The sequence below is a fragment of the Bacillus sp. FSL P2-0099 genome, assembly GCF_038007445.1.
Taxonomy (GTDB): Bacteria; Bacillota; Bacilli; order Bacillales; family Bacillaceae_G; genus Bacillus_A; species Bacillus_A mycoides.
Genome location: NZ_JBBOXE010000001.1, coordinates 2918179 through 2939601, shown reverse-complemented (window position 1 = coordinate 2939601; position 21423 = coordinate 2918179). Strand labels below are relative to the sequence as shown.

The window sequence follows — 21423 nt, the reverse complement described above, 5'->3', positions numbered from 1 at the left end:
TTAGAAATTAAACAACTTTAAAGAGCCTTACTACAATATGATTTGTAGCGAGGCTCTTATATTTTTAAATCAGAATTAAATAACATTATTATCACTTTACATGTAATTGAAAAAGCTGGTATATTCGAAAAGATTGAAAAAAAGTCGATTGAAGAAAAAGATGGTTTATATACTGTTGTTCTTGTAGCAAAATATAGTAAAGAACAACGTACCTTTATCATAACTTATAACGCTAAAGAAGAAATAGCAGGTTTATATATTAAATAAAAAACAGATACAGTGGAAGTTTCCACTTTATCTGTTTTTTGTTTTAACCAAATTATGGTTATTCGCGCTAATATGAACACATAGCTATATAAAAGGGGTGGGTATTATGAAAACCGAAATAGTTCCCAAAAAGAAGTACAGTATAATAAGCTATATATCTTTACTCATCGGAATTATGTGTTTTTTATTCGTTTTTATAACTCCGACGAGAATAGCGAATGCGGGAAATATAGTTGGAGATTATGTAACGATTGCTCTTACAGGTGTAGGTATTATACTTTCAATAATCACAATGACGAAAAAAACAGAGAAAAAGGGGATAGCTATTATTTCATTAGTACTGTCCGCATCATTTTTTATATTTTGGATCATCGCAATTATTTTAGTTTTGACGGGTCAAGTTAGCTTCGCGCCGTAATGAGCAATAAAAAGAGTCCTTCATTAATAGAAGGACTCTTTTTATTCGGTATCTTCAGGTTGATATTCTAAAATATCCCCAGGTTGGCATTCTAATGCTTTACAAATAGCATCTAAAGTTGTAATTCTAATTGCTTTTGCTTTTCCATTTTTTAATATAGAAAGGTTAGCCATTGTAATTCCAACCTTCTCCGAAAGCTCTGTTACACTCATTTTTCTTTTAGCTAACATTACATCAATATTAATTATTATTGCCATGTTATTCACCTCAGACCGTTAAATCATTTTCTGATTTTATATCTATCGCATCTTTTAAAAGTCTTTGGAGAACGGCAGCAAAGACTGCGATAACCATTGAAGCAAAGATTAGGAGCATGCCAAGTATAATAATACCAGGTGCGTCATCTCTCTCTGCTACAAGATAGAAGAGTGGCATACCTACCACATATAAAATACTGATTGTTACTGCGCAGTTTTTTATCTTTTTTAAAGCCCTAACAGATAATTTCGAGAAAGCGTTACCCTTGTCAATGAAGCTTACAAGTTTAAAGGCTTGATATAGAGCAAAATAAAAAGGTATCACGGTTGCATATAGATTGATTAAAACAAGATATTTTATAAATGCAATATCCGGGAACAATTCCGCTGCATATTTCCCTATGTTAGGAACTAAAAATATACATAAAGCAAGAACAGGGATTCCAATCAGAATAATAGCTGTCTTTAAAAAGAGTGTTGATCCTTGTTTCATATGAAGCACCTCATTTATTAATTATCTATTTAATCTAACATGAAATTTATCGTTTAACAATAAATTTTTATTTATTATAATCTTGTTTTTATTGCTAAACCAATTTGAATTTTAGATGAAAATAAAAAGTGCACTCTTTATAAAAAAGGGCGCCAAACAAATAGATTTCCTGAAATAAAAAAGTATGATGAATATGGTGATATATATCATTGTTCCTTTGACGGAATATAGTGAAGATAATCGTTCCTTCTTTCTGTAAATGATGTTATGTTAAAAGTAACGATTAAGTCTTTCTTATCCCGCCTTTAGAATTTATTCAACTGCTACAAGTAATTGAATAGTAAAACGCCCGATTATCCTTTAGATTACGGGAAATCAGCTTTTTATATACAAGATCGCTTAGTGCACGTTATCAAGACATAAATTCAAAAAACGTTTAAAATATCAAGCTCTTAACATATTGTATATAACTAATATGTTAGGAGCTTTTATTTTTGATAATGATTATTACAATTACTATTACGATAGTTGATTAACCATACTTTCTAAAAATTTGTCTGCTTTTTTTGATGTATCCGGCGTATGATAACCGATCGTAAATGTAAGCCTTCCATTATATGAGCTTACTCTCATTGTAAAGGATGGTGCATACATAATAGGTGATGACATATAACCGTCCTCAGCTTGAACTTCACCAAACTAAATAAGTGCATTTGCTATCACCCTAAAAAATTTATACCCTGAACATAATACCTACTACTAACAATTTTGATTCATTTCTGTTATAATATGAATTAGCAACATAAAGGAAAGGAATTAGAAAAAATGACCTTACAAAATACTAAAAATTTAAAAAAACAAGTTGCTCCTTTTGAAAAATCAACGGCAAAAAAAAGTGTTTGGCAAATCATCAATACGGTAGTGCCATTTATTATTTTATGGTACCTTGCTTATAAAAGTTTGTCCGTTTCTTATTGGTTAGCATTAGTCCCAGCTGTGTTAGCCGCGGGATTTATGACACGGGTTTTCATTATTTTTCATGATTGTACCCATCATTCTTTCTTTAAAAGCCGTCGTGTAAATAGAATAGTAGGGACATGTATGGGTGTTTTAACTTTATTCCCGTTTGATCAATGGGGGCATGAGCATTCCGTTCATCACGCTACAAGTGGTAATTTGGATAAGCGAGGTACAGGAGATATTTGGACACTTACAGTGAATGAATATTTGGCAGCGCCATTTAGACTCCGTTTAGCATATCGTTTATATCGCAATCCATTGGTTATGTTTGGGTTAGGTCCGATTTATGTTTTCCTGCTTAAAAATAGATTTAACAGAAAAGGTGCTAGAAAGAAGGAACGCATGAATACCTATTTGACGAATGTTTTAATCGTTGCGTTAGTAGGGTTACTTTGCTGGACACTCGGATGGCAATCGTTTCTTTTAGTACATGGTTCCATATTCTTAATAGCAGGTTCAATAGGTATTTGGCTGTTTTACGTACAGCACACATTCGAGGATTCTTATTTTGAAGAAGATAAAGAGTGGGAATATGTGAAAGCGGCAGTGGAAGGAAGTTCTTTTTATAAACTACCTAAAATCTTGCAATTTTTAACTGGTAATATTGGATTTCATCATGTTCACCATTTAAGTCCAAGAGTACCTAATTATAAATTAGAAGAGGCACACAATAATACGCTTCCTTTAAAGAATGTACCAACGATTACTCTTGCTACAAGTTTGCGGTCACTCCGTTTCCGTCTTTGGGATGAGCAAAACAACAATTTTGTTAGCTTTAAAGAAGTTAAAAATTTAGTGAAAAATAATGTTTCTATTCCAGTGAAATCAGAACTATAACTTCATCAAATATGACTGACTCCCCTTAATCATTTTCGATTTAAGGGGAGTTTTTGTTTAACTAGTAGATGCACGATATGGAGAAAACTTAAATGATTTAAATTGTAATTGCGGAGGATTAGGAAACAGGCATTAATAAAGGAGACAGTAAATATGTTATGTTAACAATGTGAAGCGTTAGATACCACAACTTTTTTAATGAATATCATGCTTCGTCTCTGAGAATATTTCAATAGACAGGAAATGATGTAAACGTAATACCAAAAGTATCTTAATCTGCAAAACAAATAACAATAAGAGTTATGAAGTTATTTTGAGATAATAAAATGTAAAACGGACAAACTCAATTATTCATGAATTTGTCCGTTTATCTTTTAGTGGAAACAGGGGAGTATGTAAACCACATGTGCATAAAGTGTAAAGCTGTTTAAAGATTTGTGCATTCAGCTAATCTGGTCTTTTTTACAGTTGTTACTTTTTAGTTTGACCGGATAGTTCAACAGACTTTTGCGTACAACGCTGCATAGCTGAAATGATGGCTGTTCGTAAGCCTTTTTCCTCTAATGTTGCTACAGCTTCTATAGTTGTTCCGCCAGGGGAACAAACCATATCTTTCAATGCACCTGGATGCATTCCTGTTTCTAGTACCATTTTTGCAGAGCCTAACACAGCTTGAGCTGCGAATTTATATGCTTGATTTCTTGGCATACCATCTAATACAGCTGCATCTGCCATTGCTTCTATAATCATATATACATATGCTGGCGAAGAGCCACTTACAGATGTTACAACATCCATTAATTTTTCACTTACGATCTCCGTTTGACCAAAACTATTGAAAAGGATTAATACATCTTCTAAATCTTTTTCTGTCACCATTTCATTAGGACATAGCGCAGACATTCCTTCTCCAACAAGAGCAGGTGTATTAGGCATTACTCGTACAACCTTCAACTTTTTATCAAAAGCATCTTCAGTACTTTTAATGCTTTTCCCTGCAGCGATCGTTACGATGATAACATCGTTTTTTATCACTTCTTTTATTTCGTTAATTATTGATGCGTATAGGTCTGGTTTAATTGATAAAATTAAAATATCAGCATTTTTAGCTACTTCATTGTTGTCAGTTGTTGTAGTTAGCCCATATTTTTCACTAGCATGTTTTAAATTAGTAGTGTTTAAATCTGAACAAATGATTTTATTTGAAGACACTATATTTTTGTTTATCATCCCGCCAATCATAGCCATTCCCATATTTCCGCATCCGATGAATCCAATTTGTTTGTCCATAATAACTCAATCTGGCTCCTTTTATCATAAATTATATCGGTTTCAAATTATTATTCTAAAATAACAATAACATCCAAGTGCAATATAAAGAAACATTCTAAGAGAATACGTTCTTTTTTGCAATACAAAAAATAAAGAAATCAATTTTATTCTGTACTAAACAAGTGCATTCTCAATTATTTAATATTTTATGTTATTTACTATTTGGTAACGTTTAAAAGCATGTTGGAGAATAGGTATAGTTATATCAACTTTTTCTAGATATGGTGATATTCATAAGTGTGTACATAATTTCATACTTAAAGCTTGTCGCTCTATTCATTTTGCAAAATACCTCTTGACACAAAAACGAAATATATAGCATAATATAAAAAATCAAATGGAAAATCGTTGAAGGGAAATAGTACATATGTCTTCTTGCGAAAGAGAGTGGAATTCACCGGCTGAAAGATTCCTCGTATAGAATGTATCGAACCTATCCCTGAGTCTTAAATGAAAGTTTAGGCGTACGCCTGCGTTATAGGCGCCAAGTGGATATCTGTGTATATCAATTAAGGTGGTACCGCGGAACAATGACCGTTTCGTCCTTTTTATTTTATTAAGGGCGAAGCGGTCATTTTTATTTTGCCCTCTAATACTATAGGTGCAGCATTGATGAGGATAGACATAGCTGCAAACTGTATAAATAAAAGTGTAATTTATAAAAACTTTGATTTTAGACTTGGGGGATAAAAAAGTGAAAAAACAACGAATTGTTGTAAAGATTGGGAGCAGTTCCTTGGCAGCAAGTCATGGAGGCATCTCTAAAGAACAACTTTCAGATCACGTTGCTGCATTGGCACGATTGAAAGAGGAAGGGCATGAAGTTTTGTTGATTACATCTGGGGCAGTCGCTGCAGGTTTTTCTGCTCTAGGGTATTCTAGTAGACCTGTTACAATTAAAGGGAAACAGGCTGCTGCTGCTGTCGGACAAAGTTTATTAATGCAGGCATACACGGAGGAATTCCGTAAATATGGTATCGTTACTGCACAACTTTTACTAACGAGAAGTGATTTTTCTAGAAAAGAACAATACAGTAACGCTTACGCTACTTTAGGAGAGCTACTAAACCGTTCCGCTCTTCCAATAATCAATGAAAATGATTCCATTTCTTTAGAAGAGCTGACGTTCGGTGATAATGATATGCTGTCAGCTTTAGTAAGCGGACTTGTTTCGGCAGATATGCTCATGATTTTTACCGATGTGAACGGTTTATATGACCAAAATCCTCAGAAAAATGCGGATGCGAAAAAATATCATTTCCTTCCTGAGGTAACGGAAGAAATTGCTTCTCTTGCAGGAGATGCTGGCTCAAAACTTGGGACTGGCGGTATGAAATCAAAAATCGATGCTGCAAAGACGGCACTATCTCTTGGAGTGAGTGTATTTATCGGAACGGGATGTGGACAGGAGAAGTTTTTAGATGTTATGAAGGGCAAAGGTGATGGAACATATATCGGGAATGCTCCTCAAAAAGTGATTAAGATGAACAAGCAATGGATCGCCTTGCATTCGCTTGTTAGCGGACAAATTGAAGTAGATGCGGGGGCAGCCACTGCCATCATTCAACATGGAAAGAGTTTACTTCCTGCTGGTGTTACTAGTGTGTCTGGATTTTTCCAAGTGGATGAAGTCGTGGAAGTAATTACGCAACAAGGGCGCGTAATAGGAAAAGGACAATGCACATATAGCGCAGAGGAACTAAGGAATTTAAAAGGTATGCAAAGCCAAGATATTCAAGCAAGAGGCGAAAGGCATAATTATGAAGTCATCCATAGGGATCATTGGGTTTCATTTTAAGAATAGCGAGGGCAGAGTCCACTGCTCAAATTCTTTAATTCCATAGGCGGGAAACAATTAGTTGGTGGAGATAAACGGGTCTTGAATTTTTACTTATTAACTTTTTAAAAGGAGGAAATAAAAATGAATGAAGTGGTGGCAAAGGGGAAAAAGGCGAAAGAGGTTGCTCGAGAACTTGTTCTTAAATCTACGAGTCAAAAAAACGAAGCACTTGCTGCGATTGCTGATCAGATGATAGTAGAAACAGCTTATATTTTAGAGGAAAACAAACGGGATATTGAAGAAGGGAAGGCAAAAGGATTTTCTGATTCTCTTCTTGATCGTCTTATGCTGAATGAACAGCGTATCATTGATATGACTGAAGGTATTAAGCAACTAATTGATTTACGTGATCCTGTTGGAGAATGTGTTAGTGCATGGGAACGACCAAATGGACTGTCTATTCAGGAGATGCGCGTACCACTTGGTGTTGTCGGAATGATTTACGAGGCAAGGCCGAATGTGACAGTGGATGCTGCTACAATTTGCTTAAAAACAGGAAACGCAGTAATACTACGTGGTAGTTCTTCTGCTATTCATTCTAACAAAGCCATCGTTAGCGTTATTCACCGGGCGCTCAAACAAACAAGCTTGCCTTCAGAAAGTGTGCAGCTCATAGAAGATACAACGCGCGATAGTGCAAAGCAGTTGTTTACATTGAATGAGTACTTGGATGTTCTTATCCCAAGAGGCGGCAAGCAGTTAATAGATACTGTAGTGAGAGAAGCATCTGTTCCAGTACTTGAAACAGGTGCGGGAAATTGTCATATTTTTATTGATGAAACAGCGGATAAACAAATGGCATTTAATATTATTATAAACGCAAAAACGCAGCGTCCATCTGTATGTAATGCAATAGAAACGATTGTACTTCATGAGAAGTGGGCGCAGCAATTTGGTAGCGAGCTGTTTTCTTCTTTGAAGGAAAGAGGCGTGGAGCTACGTGGAGATAGTAAAGCATTGGCAATTGATTCTTCTATTGCATTAGCTTCAGAAGAAGACTGGGAAACAGAGTTTTTATCTCTCACACTGGCAGTTAAAGTGGTTTCCACTACGGAAGAAGCGATTCATCATATAAATACGTATGGATCCATGCATTCCGAAGCGATTATTACAGAGAACGAGGGAAATGTCAGCAAGTTTTTCACATCTGTTGATGCCGCGGCACTTTATCATAATGCATCGACTCGTTTTACAGATGGATCTGAATTCGGATTCGGTGCAGAAATTGGCATTAGTACACAAAAGCTACACGTAAGGGGACCAATGGGGCTACCTGCATTAACTTCTACAAAATATGTGATTCGTGGAAATGGTCAGATTCGAAGATAAAAGACACGCAATTAGTTTTATATATGAGTAAGGACAGTAAGGGACGATGTTCCTAGTGTCCTTTTTTTATGCATAATTTTAGATTGTTAATAAAAGGTAGTTTAAGGAACTTACCTAAAAAATGAATGCTTAGCTTAGTAAAAGGTCGTGGATGAAGAAAACAAAAAACTAAAAAAGACAATGCCATTTTACTTGGTAAATTGTCAAAATTGTAGACGTAGTAAAGGAGGATCGGCGCATTTTGAAAAAACAAGCTAAGACAAAAATACAATAAGCTGCCCATATGGACAGCTTATTTACATAATTTTCGATATAGGGAAGTTATTGTATTTAATTTATTCAATACTTATTATTGCTCTATAAGTAAATAACGTTAATTCATTGACCTTGCGATTTCTAGCATTTTTTCCTTTGGTAATCTTGTACTTTGCATTTTTACATATGTTCCAGCTTGTGTCCAACAGAGTAAACCACCTGTAATGAGTTCTCCATTCTTGTCCAGTGTTCCACTATTTCCCCATGCTGAAAAATAACCTTTATTTCCGTTAATCAAAATTTGTTCAGCATGGGTGAAGTCTTTATCAGATAATGGAATTCTCCTACTCAAGTGAATAGCAACCATTAGCTTTGTATCCTTGCTATCCATATAATGTAGGCTTATCCAAGGAGATGTTTTTGTATCTAATGTCCAATCATCTGGAATCTTTTTTGGAGATAAAATAGTGAAATTAACTTTTTTCTGTATTTCTGGAATAGTAGTGCTGTTGTGATTATACTTAATTTCTTTAGCAATGATTGTCATTGGGTAACTAATTAAAAGTATTAAGGTAATGAATAAACGAAATGGAGCTATCAATTTATTACCTCGATTCTAATTTGATTTTCTGACAGGTAGTATTTCCAAACTATTATTTTTTATTAAATAACCTGTCTCTTTTGTTTAACGAGGAATCATGTATATTTCATACATATTCAGTTAACGCATCATTATCGGTAGAGAGGAAAAAGAAGGACCCTGTAAAGTAGTATTCAATTTTTTGGATGAATATAGAGCGACCTAAATAAAAGGAGCCTCTATCAAAAGTTACTTAGTAATTTTTGATAGAGGCTGTTAATTATAATACTTAATTGTAGTTATATATCTTTAACATATAGTGAGTGTCTTTTATTTTAAAGATTATTTACCATACAAATAGCCCAACGAGCATAGCGCTTAATAAGGAAACAGCCATTCCGCTAACAAGAAGCTTCCAAACATTTTTACCGATTATTGATGATTTTTCCCCGCCAAATAATGAATTGTAAGTTCCATAAATCATACCTACTGTACTAAAGTTTGCAAAAGAAGCTAGAAATGTAGTTGCAACTGCAATTGTATGTGGCTGTAAAGATTTTAGATTTGATTTTAAATCCATCATTGCAACAAATTCATTCGTTGTTATTTTTATCCCCATCAATTCAGCTACATACATAGCATCTTTGCCTGTTAAACCGAGTAAAAAAGCAAAGGGACTAAAGATAATAGAGAAGATTTTTTGAATTGTTAAATCTGTTACAAAAAAGCTCAAAATACCATTTAAACATGCTGTTAATGCTACATACCCAATTACCATCGCTAAAATAACAATAACCATATTCATCCCAACTAACATACTGTTTGAAATAGTAGAAAAGAAATCTTTTTTTTCATTTTTTGAAGGTGAATAAATAACATCGTCTTCTTTAGTAACTTCTACAGGATTTAAAACATTAGCCAAGATTAATGCGTTAATACAGTTTAAAGGAATAGCGCTGAAAATATATGTTGCTGGAACCATTGATAGATAAGCACCAAGAATGGATCCGCTGACGCTACTCATACTCATAATTCCAAAAGTCAACAAACGATTTTCTTTTAACACAGATAATTGATCACGAACAACTGCAAGTGCTTCCGTATTTCCTAAAAACATCATTTGAATGGAAAAGAAGCTTTCTAACTTTGGTAAACGAGAAATCTTTGAAATGATTGCACCAACTTTATCGATAATCCAAGTTAAGATTCCAAAATACGAAAGAATATCAAAAAAAGTGATAACAAAAATGATAGGAAGTAATGCGCTAAAGAAGAAATCAACTGTTTGATTTTCCATAGCTGAAGGAAATGCAAATCGAATTCCTTCATTCGCACATGATAGTAGCCAACTGAAAAATGACGCAATTTTATTAATGATAATACTGCCCAATTTCGTGCCTAACATAAACCACGTAATAAAAAGCTCCAATATTATTAGAATAACGATTGGTCTCCATTTTATTTTTCTTTTATTAGGCGAACATAGGAAAACGATTAATATTACAATGAAAATCCCTAACATATTTAATATGAAATGCATGTCAACAACTCCTTGAGGCTTATTATTTGTATATAAAAAAGCCCCTATTCTTCCAAATTTGGATTATGATCAGAAGTTATGAAGAATGTAAATTATGTTTGGGATTAGTCTATTTCAATTTATGTAGTAAAAATTAATGTTTTTTCGCTTTATAAAGGATATGTATTAATAAGGTAAAGCAACAAAATAAATCTATTGGTAGAACGAAGGACAATTAATAGCTGCATCCATTTTTAAATTGTTTAGGTGAAATACCAGTATATTTTTTAAAGATCTTTGTAAAATGACTTTGGCACGCTGAATATATTCATTTAGAGAAATTCTAACTTCCTTTTTGAAAAGGGAAGATAGATAACTTGGATTTAATGTGACTATTTCTGCTAGATGGGATAGTGATGCTTCTGAAATGATGAACTATATGCTGAACTATATGCCATTACGAGCATTAGTGAACTTTAGCGCAGGTGCTTTTACAGAAGAAATGTTGAATGAAATAATTGGGCTATTGAACGATGCACAAATGAATTAATAAGCGGTGAATGCAAGGAAGTTAGGCGGGAGATAATGGTCCGTAAATGCCTAATTAAAGTTTTACTTTATCCATTGAACATTCTTTGTTGAATTTTAATTAAGCTTAATAAATCATTGCAGGACGTTTCTCCAGCATGCAAAAAGGCAAATGAGAGTTAGAATCTCATTTGCTTTTTTTGTACTTATTCTGCTAAATGTAGAATCATATGCTTGTCTATCATCTTTAATCATTGCTTATAAATATGAACGATGAGATGGCCATGAACCTTGGAGTTTACGAAGTTGTATAATTTGACCTGTATGATAAGCATCATGCAATAGGATATTCAGATATTGTTGCCAAACTGGTAGAGACGGACTTGGTTGATCCAGTTCTGCTTCTTGAAGGGATGTTAATGAAGATCGTAAGGCATCATGTACTTGGAGCGTTCGCTTCACTGTTTGTTGCCAAGCATCATCATCATTAGGTCCACCTTGGACAAACGTGTCATCATTATTTTGTGGAGCAACAAATGTGTCATCTTGATGTAAGCGGGAAAGTAAGCGCTCTTTAAAGATTAGTAAATGGTTTGCATTTTCCCAAATCGTATTACTGGCCGTTCCTTCTGGGTGCCAACATGCTTGTGCAGCAGTAAGATTCTTTAACGCTTCTGATATCGGTGGATACCATTCTTCTTCGTAAAAAACTTGCTTGACCCCATTTTGTAATATTTCTTTTTTACCCATTCGTATAGCCTCCTTAACTATGAGATAGACCAACAATAAGTGTTAGATAAATTAGGTAGAAACGTACCTACTTATCATCTGATTGATGTTTAGAAGGTTCTAAAAGAACAATACGGCGCCGTTGTAGTAATTGCAGAAACAAACTTAGGCTTTCTAAATCATTTTTCTTACTGCAATAAATTCTCCTTTCTCTTAAATAAACCTGCCTCATAGTTGAACAAGAAAATTAACTGTAGCTTAAATTTAAAAATTTGTAGCAATATAAAGTTTCAGAAAGTTTTAAAATTCTAAAAAATTAGAAGGTATAATTCGATAAATATAGAATTTAATACATAGCAAATAAGGAGGAGATAAAATGGAAGTCTTTCACGTAACGAGTAGAAAGAGGGAAACGTACAACGTTCAAATGAAGTATTCGATACTTTTCGAATGTGCACTTGGCATTGCGGCAATTACTCATAAGAGGTTAATCGATACTCTTGAAAAGACTCAAAGTGAATGGGAAGAAATTAGAAAATCGTTACCTCATGAAATGATAGAACATTTACAATTTGTCGAGAGGCATAATACGTGGAAAGCGTTGCTACAGTTACTGTATGATGGAGATTTTACGGATTTAACTCAGTTTATTCATAATATCAATTCGTTATCGGAAGTAGATTTTAAATATGTGTGTTTACCGTTTTTAGGAGAAATCCATCAAGAAAAAAGACGTTTAGCCGCAAGCGGAGAAGCATCTGTAATACACGAACTAAAGGAACTGACACATGATCATCAGTTTTTCTCTACGTATATAGAGTTTGTATGTCATGCCGATGTGCGTGAACTAAAAACGCATTTAATTGCCGTTATGACAGGGTGGTATGACAGTGTTGTTAAAAAAGAGGCAGAAAAAATTGTTTCTATACTAGAGCGAGATTATGAAGCGAAAAATGAAATGAATAAAAAGATGCAACCGGAAGAGTTTGTAGAGTGGGCAACAGGTGGCGTTACATATATGCCAGAGCCAAGTGTTCATCACGTACTTCTTATCCCGCAAATTACATACAGACCGTGGAACATAGAAGCTGATATTGAAGATACGAAAGTGTTTCATTATCCAGTCGCAAATGAAAGTATACATCCAGAAGATCCGTATGAGCCGAGTTATTTTTTAGTTCATAAACATAAGGCGCTCGGGGATGAGGCAAGGCTTCGTATTGTAAAACTACTATTTGAACAAGAGCGTACGCTGCAAGAAATAACGGAAAGATTACAACTAGGAAAATCGACAGTACATCATCATTTGAAACTTTTACGTTCAGCAAAGTTAGTTGATATTCAAGACGGAAAATATGTGTTGCGAAAGAAAGCAGTGCAGTCTTTAGCGAAAGAATTAGATGCATTTTTGAATAGATAATATACAACGAGAATGTACATAAAGGGAGGAATTTAATAGAAAAGTTGGTGAGCTATAGTGAAGAGTGTATTGAAAAACCGTTCATTCTTTTTTATGTGGATAGGTAGTGCGATTTCGGAATTAGGCGGGGCTTTCGGGACGTTATGTAATTCAATTCTCGTTTATGAATTAACAGGATCAAAAACAGCATTAAGTAGCATGTGGTTACTATATTTTATCCCGTCTCTCATATTGCAACTTATAAGCGGTCCATATATTGATAAATGGAGCCGAAAGTGGATTATGATTTTTTCACAATGGATGCGGGCATCTGTTTTCTTACTGCCTTTGGCGATGCTAGTTACTAGCAGTATAGAAGTTTGGCACATTTACGTTGTCCAAATTATAGTTGGTCTCATTACGCCTCTTTATACCCCTGCGAGCCAAGCGATTACACCAACTGTTGTGAATAAAGAGCAGCTTCAAGATGCAAATGCGTATATAGATGGAATGACTCGTCTTATGATGTTTGTAGCGCCAGTATTAGGTGGTATCGTCATTCATTTTATTGGAATGAAGCTTACATTATTTTTTGTGTGCGTTTGTCTATTTATAAGTGGAGGATTATTACTTTTCATTACAGAAAAGAGGATAAAGCAAGAACTTCGAAAAACGTGGCTAGAAGAGTTTCTTCACGGCTTTACATACTTTTTCACAAAACCAATAATCGTTTGGCTCGGTATATTTCTTACTTTCGTTCAATTTGGAGTTGGGGTAACGATGGTTACAAACCTACCTTATATAAAAGATGAGCTGTCAGCGGGATATGCGGAGTACGGTTACTTCATGGCAGGTTTCCCACTTGGCTATGTAGTTGGATCAATATTAGTCGGAAAAGTAACATATAAAAGCCGGCGAATACTTATGCTTGGAGGATTGTTTATAGGTGGCCTTACATACATTTCTTTAGGGTTCAATCACAGTATTATAATTGCGGTAATTATTGAAGTAATTGCAGGTATTTGTATTTCATTTTTCAATGTTCATAATACGACGATATGCCAACAAACTGTCCCAAGTAATATGATAGGAAAAGTATTTTCAGTGCGATTATTTTTCATACGATCGGCAATGCCATTAGGTGTGTTATTAGGGGGAATACTGAGTGAAATGTGGGGAGTGAGAGTACCATACTTTATCATTGGCTCGATTATATGTGTCACTTCTTTAATAGGAATATTGCTTCCGTATTTCAAATTTTTAGATGAGGCGATTGAGGAGAAATCTGCATAATGCTAAAGATTCGAAACTTTATAATTGAAAATAATTATCATAATCAATTATAATAGAAGAATACTAGTATTCGTATTACAAAGAGGGAGTGGAATATATGTTTATCGAAACGAAGACATTTACAGTAAAAGAAGGTACATCTAATATAGTTGTAGAGCGTTTCACAGGAGAAGGAATTATTGAAAAATTTGAAGGATTCATCGACTTAAGTGTTCTCGTTAAAAAAGTAAGACGCGGAGACGAAGAAGTTGTAGTTATGATTCGCTGGGAATCGGAAGAAGCATGGAAGAACTGGGAAACGAGTGAAGAGCACTTAGCTGGACATAGAGCGGGCCGCGGTAAGCCAAAACCAGATCATATCATTAAGGTTGAGCACGGGGTTTATTATGTGAAATCATCGAAATCGGCTTATCAACAGTCGTAAGAATACATTTGTTTAATTATATTCTTTCGAATAAATAACCATCTATCTGCTTACTGATAGATGGTTATTTATATTGAATAAAGAGAATGATTCACATGTGATGTAAGAAGAATTAACGGACAGGTTAAAACTAGAAATGTTATAATATAAACTCGATCAGTGAGTAAGATTAGGAGGGACAGTAATGATTCAATCGATAGTTCATATTGCATTAGTAGTAAAAGACTATGACGAGGCAATAGAGTTTTATACAAAGAAACTAAATTTCACATTAGTTGAAGATATTTATCAGCCAGAAGAAAACAAACGTTGGGTAGTGGTATCTCCTCCAGGTTCAGTCGGCACCACAATATTACTAGCTAGGGCATCTAAACCTGAACAAGAGCCCTTTATTGGTAACCAATCAGGTGGTAGAGTTTTTCTTTTCTTAAATACTGACGATTTTTGGAGAGATTATAATGAAATGATTTCAAGAGGAATAGAATTTGTGAGAGAACCGAAAGAGCAATCATATGGAATTGTGGCAGTGTTTAAGGATTTATACGGGAATTTATGGGACCTGCTGCAACTAAAGGATAATCACCCAATTGCACAAAGAATTAAGTAGATTACTACGATTGACAGCCTTTATCGGTAAATTGAGATTCCGTGTCGAATCGTTCATATAATTTCATTCATTGTATTCCAAATGTTGCATTTTAAAAAACGTTCTAGACTATACGGAACACTTGAATATCTTTCCTTACATATGTAAGTGTTATTAATATGAGTATATATACCCTCTGCTTAAAAGGAGATGAGTGAATGAAGTTGAATCATTTAAATCTATGTGTTGATGATTTATCAGAAGCTAGACATTTCTTTGAAACATTTTTTGATTTTCAATTTTTGGAGCAAAAGGGAAAGGCACTTGTAGTAATGAGTGATGAGAGTGGATTTATACTTGTGCTAAGTGATCCAAAAGCATTTAAGGGGAATAAGGAAGTTATGTATCCTGAAGCTTTTCATATTGGTTTTTTAGTGGAAACTTCAAGTGAAGTTGATCAATCATATAATCGTTTAGTAGCTGGTGGCATTGAAATAGACAAGAAACCGTATTCAATGAGAGGTAGTAGTTATGGTTTTTATTTTACAATGTTTAATGGATTGTTAATTGAAGTATCTTGCCTTGACTATAGAGATGGTAAGAAAGTCTCAAAACTGAATGGCACTCATCAAGAATAATTCTTTGAAGGTGTATATATAGCCCCTTATCCAGTTTGGAAAGGGGCTTGATCATTTTATTCGCTTATTTAATGGAACACCAAAGTAAAAAATAAGCATCTTTTAGTCAAAACCCCCACTGATTAAAGTTTCACTTTATTAATCTAACCGAATTTCAAATTCAAGCATAGCTTGATCTTTCATAAATGGCATACTTTGTCCTTTAAATAATAAGCTAATTTCAGAGAGATTATTAGGAAGAGTAGGGGAAACTACAAATTGGTAGCTCACATGTCCATCTGTTCCAGTCCATCCTTCTGCCCAGCAATCGTATGTATCATTTATCGATAATTCAACAAGGCTATGTGTATTATTCTCATTAAGTGTATTGTTTTTTGGATCCCATTCCTTATATAAATTAATTACACTAGCGTTAGAATATTGACGAATAAAGGTTACAGTATACACAGTTTCTTTATGTTCATAAGTTTTTAAAACGGGTATATGTTTTTTAAACTTAGTCGGTTCGACGCGAGGTTTAAACTCATCTTCGTCCATCATAGATGAGAATAATGAATTTAAATAATCGGGATATAACCCGTTCTGCTTTGCCCAATTAGAAATGGCTTCATCTGGTGGGAAACCCGGATTCCCATTCGAAAGTTCTTTCCGTTCTTTTAATAAAGAGCAAATTTTTTCATCAATAGAAGATAAGCGTTCATCATAATGATCAGTAGGGTGTTCAAAAGGCATTCGTTGCATAATTATTCCTCTTTTTCTTTATTTTGTTTTCATATTTTATTATAATTGAAACAATTCTCATTTTTTACAATATAATCAATTAATTTAAATATTTAGAAAAACAGGATGTTTATGTGTTAAAATAAATATAGAAAACCATTTATTAACTATCGGCAGGTTAATAGAAAAAGGGTGTAAATAGTTAATAATGTCACAATTAAAATGCAACTAGATAGTTAGGAGGAATGATTATAATGGATACTACACAACAAAACAGTAATGCATGGGATAAGAAGGTTGAAGAAGGTTCTAGATACACTCAACCTGTAAGTAGTGAGGTTATTGAAAAAAGTAAATCAGGTGAATGGGAAATCACAGTCACCACAGAAAAATCAGTTCCTAGAGATTGGTTTCCAAAGTCATTAGAGGGATTAAAGATACTTTGTTTAGCATCAGGTGGAGGGCAACAAGCACCAATACTGGCTGCTGCTGGAGCAGATGTAACAGTTACTGATATATCTAAGAAGCAATTGGAACAAGATGAAATGGTGGCGGAACGGGATGGATTAACTTTAAAAACAGTACAAGGAGATATGTCAGACCTTAGTGATTTTGAAGATGAATATTTTGATATTGTCGTAAATCCTGTTTCTAATTTGTTTGTAAAAGATGTTCATCTTGTATGGAATGAGATTTCAAGGGTTTTAAAGAATAAAGGTATTCTTATTTCTGGATTTACAAATCCTTTACTATGGATTTTTGATGACAACCAAGAACAAAAAGGTATTTTGGATGTTAAACATTCAATACCTTCATCAACATTGGATTATTTACCAGAGGATGAAGTTCAAGATTATATTAATTTAAATCAAACAATAGAATACGCACATACTCTAGAAGATCAAATCCAAGGTCAAGTTGAAGCTGGTTTTGTTATAACGGGTTTTTACGAGGATGATTTTGGTGGAACAAGGATATTAGATAAGCATATTAAAACTTTTATTGCTACAAAAGCTATAAAGTTAAAGGGTGATTAAAATTTTTGGCTCGTTAGTCGAAGAAGGAAACTTGAAAACAGTAAAAGTTCAATGTATGTCAAAAAGGATGGCAAGTGCCATCCTTTTCCTTGTGTAGTTTGAGTGTCAAAACAAGTTTTACTCCTCTTAACTGAACCCGTTATAATAAATAGTCCATCTTTTCACATTAATTTTTCACATCATTATATAGTTCCAGCGCCTCTTTCACATTCAATCTATTTTTTACAATGCCATGAATCGCTTGAATCATCGCAGTTGGATGTTCGGATTGCCATATGTTTCGGCCCATGTCTACTCCGATTGCGCCTTCTTGCAGCGCATTGTACGTAATGTTTAATGCGTCTTCGATTGAATCTAGTTTCGGTCCGCCCGCGATTACGACTGGAGCAGGGCATGTGCTTGTGATTTTTTCGAATCCTTCGCAGTAGTACGTTTTTATAATATCAGCTCCCATTTCAACACATACGCGGGAGGCGAGTGCTAGAAAGCGAGCTTCACGTTTTTGTAGTTCTTTCGCAACGGCGGTAATACCGAGTACTGGCAGGCCGTAATCGTGAGCTTCAGAGACTACGTTTGCGAGATTTGAAACAGTTTGTGTTTCATAGTCTGATCCAACAAAGACAGATACGCCGACGCCAATTGCGTTTTGTTTTACTGCTTCTTTCACAGGTGTAACAATTGTTTCATTCGCTAAATCTTTGCCTACTACAGTTGCCCCGCCTGATACACGCATAACCATCGGTGTGTTGCAGTTTTCAGGAATACAGGAACTTAATACGCCTCGTGTTAAAAAGAGGGAATCAGTATATGGAAGCAAGTTTTTAACTGTTTCTAACGGTTGTTCAAGTCCGTGAATTGGCCCTAAAAAGTAGCCGTGATCTATCGCTAACATAACCGCTCTGCCGTCAGGTAAAATTGTGTTTAATCGATTTTTAAATCCCCAAGTCATTAGGAATCACTCCTTCGTTAATGTTGGATTTTCAGTTTGTACAGTATCTTTATTTGGTAAATGTGGTGACTTTATAAAAACAGCTTTAAAAGGCTTATCAGAATGGTTAATAAGATAATGGGATTCATGAGGTCGAACTTGCAAGACATCCCCTTGTTTGATCGGAACTCTCTCGTTATTCACATAGAAATCTATTTCGCCTTCTAACGCATAGAAGACCTCTTCGCACGTTGTATGATAGTGATTTTGAAACTCTTGCCCAGGCTGAATCACGACTAGGCCAAGATCGATATTTGGACCTTGTATTAAATATTTAGGCCCGTTATCACCGAAGCGATAGGAGAAATCATTTTCATTCGCTTTTAACATACATTTCACTCCTTTATGTAATGTGTTACAGAGCACCGGGTGCAATCCACATATGTGAGGTGAGCCCTTTATCGGCTAAAGCGAGCTGACTGTTATACACAGTTTTCCATGTTTCATAGAATTCCTTATATAGTTCATGATTTTCAGTGACTGGCTCAAATGTTTTTTCCCACTGTACAAACTGTTCGGCAGTCGCTGCCATAGATGAATATATGCCAGCACCAACCCCAGCAGCAATTGCAGTTCCTAAAGCTGCCGCTTCTTTTACAACTGGTACTTTCACTGGGATTCCAAGAACGTCTGAAAGAATTTGCGGCCAAAGTTTTCCTTTAGCAGCGCCGCCAGCAAAAATCACTTCAGAAGGAAAGTTACCTGTGAGAGCCTCTATTAATTTCAAGTTGCCGAATGTAACGAAGGCGGCATTTTCTTCTATTGCCCGGAACATTTCTTTCTTCCCACATTTATCAGCATCTAAGCTCAAATTTAAAAAGGATGGTGCAGCATGTCGCCAAGAAATATAATTCATTACATTTGAAAAAGTGGGGATTATGCCATGTGAGCCTACAGGAACTTCTTTCGCTTGTTCTTCTAGTAATTCATAAGCATCTACACCGAGTTTTTCAGCGAGCCGTTTTTCTTCATGGCAAAAGGCATCTCGAAACCACCTCATAACAAGGCCAGGGAAGAAAGCAATTGTTTCGTATTGCCATAGGTTAGGAATGACGTGGCAATTAACACGAATCGCCGCATTTGGATCAGTTTCTGGTTTTGTTATATTTACTTCTTGTTGCCAAAAACTGCCTCCGCATATAAATGTTTGTTCAGGCTTTACAACTCCAGTTCCAAGCGATGCCATTTGTGCATCTCCGCCGCCAGCAACGACCGGTGTTCCTTCATGTAATCCTGTTAACTCAGCACTTCGTTTTGTGATATTCCCGATAACTGTACCAGCTTCATTTACTTTTGGAGAAAAGGCTAGAGTAAGACCGCATTGCTCAGCAACCCAGTTATCCCAAGCTCTATTTTGTAAATCGAATATACCGGACGTACATCCATTTGAAGAATCAATTTGCAGTACGCCGCACAATTTATATAAAATCCAATCGTTTAACATCGTGAAAGAATGAATGTTTCTGTACACGTCTGGTTCATGCTTTTTTATCCAAAGTAAGCGAGGTAAAGCACCTAATGAAAAAGTTTGACCGGATTTTCTATATAAATCTTCTTCAATTTCGGAACGGATTTTTTTTAGTTCACTAACTTCCGCTGACGCGCGGCCATCAACATTTGCACAAGCCCATATTTCTTGCCCGTTTTTATCGTATAAAACAAAGCCTTCACGCATACTCGTTGCACTAATACCTTTAATAGAAGAGGGGGGCGTATTACTTTTTTGAAGTACTTCTTTCGTACATTTTTGAACGAGCTGCCAGTTTTCAGTTACATCAAAATTCATAGAACCAGGGTAACGACTATCTGATTTATGAATCCATTCTTTTTGACTAACAGCAAGTTGATTACCGTTTAAATCAAAAAGAACTGCTCGAATGCTCCCTGTACCAGCGTCGTAAGCTAATAGAGTAGACATTGAGAGTCACCTTCCTTTCTTAATAAGGAGAGGGCAGTTTCTTCATCGGTAATTAATGTATGAATGAACTTTCCTTTTAAGGCGCCGTAAATTGCAGCTATCTTTTCCGTACCGCCAGCTACACCAACGACATGTTTCATATTTTGAAGAACAGAGAGTGGTGTGCCGATAAGACGGTTATGATGGGGAAGTTCTAATTGTTTTCCGTCAGTATTATAAAATTGCCCTAAAATATCTCCAGCCCCGTGTTGACTACGTATATAAGTCATTTCACGTAGTGTTAATTTTTCTTCTTTCACAATTGTGGCGTCTTGAGATAAGCTGCCAATGCCAACTACTGCTGTATGAGCGAGTGAAGCGACGTGAAGCATATCTTTCACGCTCGGTTCAGATAGAATAATTTGCGTCATTTCGTTTGTAGATGTTAGAAAAGGGGTAGGAATAATATGAAGATCACCTTGCATGTAGTTTAAATAGCTTTGGTTTCTTGGAACATAGTGATTTACGCCTCCTGTAAGAGTAACGATTGAAAGATTCATAGAGCTATCAAAATGAATGTTTTCTAGCATTTTACTTATCGTCTCTCCCCAGCCAATCCCAAGTAAATCTCCTTGTTGCAGATGAGTTTCTAAATATTGTGCGGCAGCTTTTCCGAGTGAAAATGCATAATCTTCTGCTGGCGTTGGAATAACGAAAGCATCTTTTAGATGGAATTTTTTCATAAGGTCACGTTCGATGCTTAAACAGTGCAAACCAGTACCTTTTACGTGAAATGTGACGACACCTTCCGTCCGTGCTTTATCTAACAACCGAACGACTTTATTTCTTGAAATGTGAAGAAGTGAAGCAATTTCTTGCTGGGTTAATTGATCTTTATAATAGTACCAAGCTACTTTTGTTAACAAATTGTCTTCAAAGTTGAGCTGTGACATACTCTTCATCCCTTTCAACAATTGACCACTGCTTAAACATATGTGCTCGTTATTTTGTTTATTCCAGTTGAGGCGATAAATAGC

At 35.1% G+C, this 21423-nt stretch carries 22 protein-coding genes, 3 pseudogenes and 1 other annotated feature; of the genes and pseudogenes, 12 read left to right on the top strand and 13 right to left on the bottom strand.

Translation table 11 applies throughout. From position 1 onward, the window contains the following. Positions 1–102: 102 nt before the first annotated feature. Together MKY90_RS15070 and MKY90_RS15065 are read left to right on the top strand one after the other, a co-directional pair. Positions 103–267: pseudogene (locus MKY90_RS15070) on the top strand (DUF3887 domain-containing protein); the annotation flags it as partial. Positions 268–373: 106 nt separating this feature from the next. Further along, on the top strand, positions 374–685 hold the full coding sequence (locus tag MKY90_RS15065) for a hypothetical protein (RefSeq protein ID WP_098168750.1): 312 nt from the start codon (positions 374–376) through the stop codon (positions 683–685). A 41-nt stretch (positions 686–726) separates the two neighbouring features. On the opposite strand, the gene MKY90_RS15060 is transcribed toward MKY90_RS15065, so the two are convergent. The 3 genes and pseudogenes from MKY90_RS15060 to MKY90_RS15050 all read right to left on the bottom strand — a co-directional run. Next, positions 727–942: a helix-turn-helix domain-containing protein gene (locus tag MKY90_RS15060; RefSeq protein ID WP_000974615.1), complete on the bottom strand. Its 216-nt coding sequence runs from the start codon at positions 940–942 to the stop codon at positions 727–729. Positions 943–952: 10 nt separating this feature from the next. Beyond that, on the bottom strand, positions 953–1435 hold the full coding sequence (locus tag MKY90_RS15055; RefSeq protein WP_002032872.1) for a DUF2975 domain-containing protein: 483 nt from the start codon (positions 1433–1435) through the stop codon (positions 953–955). A gap of 519 nt (positions 1436–1954) precedes the next feature. Further along, positions 1955–2134 (bottom strand): annotated as a pseudogene (locus tag MKY90_RS15050) (hypothetical protein); the annotation flags it as partial. A gap of 126 nt (positions 2135–2260) precedes the next feature. On the opposite strand from MKY90_RS15050, the gene MKY90_RS15045 reads away from it, so the two are divergent. Beyond that, complete coding sequence (locus MKY90_RS15045; protein WP_002013512.1) at positions 2261–3292, top strand: fatty acid desaturase; 1032 nt, start codon at positions 2261–2263, stop codon at positions 3290–3292. 471 nt (positions 3293–3763) lie between these two features. Here the strand turns inward: MKY90_RS15045 and proC are convergent, their stop codons facing one another. Beyond that, positions 3764–4582 carry a pyrroline-5-carboxylate reductase gene (proC, locus tag MKY90_RS15040; protein WP_063218334.1) on the bottom strand — a complete coding sequence of 273 codons (819 nt, stop codon included), beginning with the start codon at positions 4580–4582 and terminating at the stop codon, positions 3764–3766. Positions 4583–4963: 381 nt separating this feature from the next. Continuing rightward, positions 4964–5174, top strand: a binding site (T-box leader). A 144-nt stretch (positions 5175–5318) separates the two neighbouring features. Here proC and proB point away from each other — a divergent pair. Together proB and MKY90_RS15030 are read left to right on the top strand one after the other, a co-directional pair. After that, complete coding sequence (proB, locus tag MKY90_RS15035) at positions 5319–6422, top strand: glutamate 5-kinase (RefSeq protein ID WP_098168749.1); 1104 nt, start codon at positions 5319–5321, stop codon at positions 6420–6422. A gap of 123 nt (positions 6423–6545) precedes the next feature. Then, positions 6546–7793: a glutamate-5-semialdehyde dehydrogenase gene (locus MKY90_RS15030; RefSeq protein ID WP_078184932.1), complete on the top strand. Its 1248-nt coding sequence runs from the start codon at positions 6546–6548 to the stop codon at positions 7791–7793. A gap of 373 nt (positions 7794–8166) precedes the next feature. Here MKY90_RS15030 and MKY90_RS15025 read toward each other — a convergent pair whose 3' ends face one another. The 3 genes and pseudogenes from MKY90_RS15025 to MKY90_RS15015 form a co-directional block, all read right to left on the bottom strand. Further along, positions 8167–8649, bottom strand: a complete 483-nt coding sequence (locus tag MKY90_RS15025) for a DUF4367 domain-containing protein (RefSeq protein WP_063218337.1) — start codon at positions 8647–8649, stop codon at positions 8167–8169. A 325-nt stretch (positions 8650–8974) separates the two neighbouring features. Continuing rightward, positions 8975–10168, bottom strand: a complete 1194-nt coding sequence (locus MKY90_RS15020) for a nucleoside transporter C-terminal domain-containing protein (protein ID WP_341091735.1) — start codon at positions 10166–10168, stop codon at positions 8975–8977. 214 nt (positions 10169–10382) lie between these two features. Continuing rightward, positions 10383–10579, bottom strand: a pseudogene (locus tag MKY90_RS15015) (helix-turn-helix domain-containing protein); the annotation flags it as partial. On the opposite strand from MKY90_RS15015, the gene MKY90_RS15010 reads away from it, so the two are divergent. After that, on the top strand, positions 10536–10697 hold the full coding sequence (locus MKY90_RS15010; RefSeq protein ID WP_176523458.1) for a hypothetical protein: 162 nt from the start codon (positions 10536–10538) through the stop codon (positions 10695–10697). The pseudogene MKY90_RS15015 and the gene MKY90_RS15010 sit on opposite strands and share 44 nt — an antisense overlap. A gap of 236 nt (positions 10698–10933) precedes the next feature. On the opposite strand, the gene MKY90_RS15005 is transcribed toward MKY90_RS15010, so the two are convergent. After that, a complete protein-coding gene (locus MKY90_RS15005) occupies positions 10934–11425 on the bottom strand; it encodes a DinB family protein (protein WP_016127176.1) in 492 nt (163 codons plus the stop codon). A gap of 355 nt (positions 11426–11780) precedes the next feature. Here MKY90_RS15005 and MKY90_RS15000 point away from each other — a divergent pair, with 355 nt between their 5' ends. From MKY90_RS15000 to MKY90_RS14980, 5 genes are all read left to right on the top strand, one after another. Beyond that, positions 11781–12824 carry an ArsR/SmtB family transcription factor gene (locus MKY90_RS15000; protein ID WP_002032857.1) on the top strand — a complete coding sequence of 348 codons (1044 nt, stop codon included), beginning with the start codon at positions 11781–11783 and terminating at the stop codon, positions 12822–12824. A gap of 57 nt (positions 12825–12881) precedes the next feature. Beyond that, positions 12882–14096, top strand: a complete 1215-nt coding sequence (locus MKY90_RS14995; protein ID WP_063218340.1) for an MFS transporter — start codon at positions 12882–12884, stop codon at positions 14094–14096. 97 nt (positions 14097–14193) lie between these two features. After that, positions 14194–14520: a heme-degrading monooxygenase HmoA gene (gene hmoA, locus MKY90_RS14990; RefSeq protein ID WP_000469495.1), complete on the top strand. Its 327-nt coding sequence runs from the start codon at positions 14194–14196 to the stop codon at positions 14518–14520. Between the two features lie 184 nt (positions 14521–14704). Next, positions 14705–15127: a VOC family protein gene (locus tag MKY90_RS14985; protein ID WP_341091733.1), complete on the top strand. Its 423-nt coding sequence runs from the start codon at positions 14705–14707 to the stop codon at positions 15125–15127. Positions 15128–15324: 197 nt separating this feature from the next. Further along, positions 15325–15744 carry a VOC family protein gene (locus MKY90_RS14980; RefSeq protein ID WP_044438236.1) on the top strand — a complete coding sequence of 140 codons (420 nt, stop codon included), beginning with the start codon at positions 15325–15327 and terminating at the stop codon, positions 15742–15744. Between the two features lie 138 nt (positions 15745–15882). On the opposite strand, the gene MKY90_RS14975 is transcribed toward MKY90_RS14980, so the two are convergent. After that, positions 15883–16485 (bottom strand): chorismate mutase, encoded by a 603-nt coding sequence (locus tag MKY90_RS14975; RefSeq protein WP_098168745.1) that lies wholly within the window; start codon positions 16483–16485, stop codon positions 15883–15885. Between the two features lie 233 nt (positions 16486–16718). Between MKY90_RS14975 and MKY90_RS14970 the strand changes: the two genes are divergently transcribed. Beyond that, on the top strand, positions 16719–17501 hold the full coding sequence (locus MKY90_RS14970; protein WP_341091731.1) for a class I SAM-dependent methyltransferase: 783 nt from the start codon (positions 16719–16721) through the stop codon (positions 17499–17501). Positions 17502–17667: 166 nt separating this feature from the next. On the opposite strand, the gene lsrF is transcribed toward MKY90_RS14970, so the two are convergent. Genes lsrF through MKY90_RS14950 form a run of 4 tightly spaced genes read right to left on the bottom strand, consistent with a single transcriptional unit; the run spans position 17668 to position 21339 of the window. After that, positions 17668–18450, bottom strand: coding sequence for a 3-hydroxy-5-phosphonooxypentane-2,4-dione thiolase (gene lsrF / locus MKY90_RS14965; protein ID WP_002032842.1), 783 nt, complete (start codon positions 18448–18450; stop codon positions 17668–17670). A gap of 6 nt (positions 18451–18456) precedes the next feature. Beyond that, positions 18457–18819 carry a cupin domain-containing protein gene (locus MKY90_RS14960; RefSeq protein WP_000909986.1) on the bottom strand — a complete coding sequence of 121 codons (363 nt, stop codon included), beginning with the start codon at positions 18817–18819 and terminating at the stop codon, positions 18457–18459. Positions 18820–18844: 25 nt separating this feature from the next. Continuing rightward, on the bottom strand, positions 18845–20407 hold the full coding sequence (gene lsrK / locus MKY90_RS14955) for an autoinducer-2 kinase (RefSeq protein WP_063218344.1): 1563 nt from the start codon (positions 20405–20407) through the stop codon (positions 18845–18847). After that, on the bottom strand, positions 20392–21339 hold the full coding sequence (locus tag MKY90_RS14950; RefSeq protein ID WP_063218345.1) for a sugar-binding transcriptional regulator: 948 nt from the start codon (positions 21337–21339) through the stop codon (positions 20392–20394). The genes lsrK and MKY90_RS14950 overlap by 16 nt, the downstream gene beginning before the upstream one ends. Between the last annotated feature and the right edge of the window lie 84 nt (positions 21340–21423).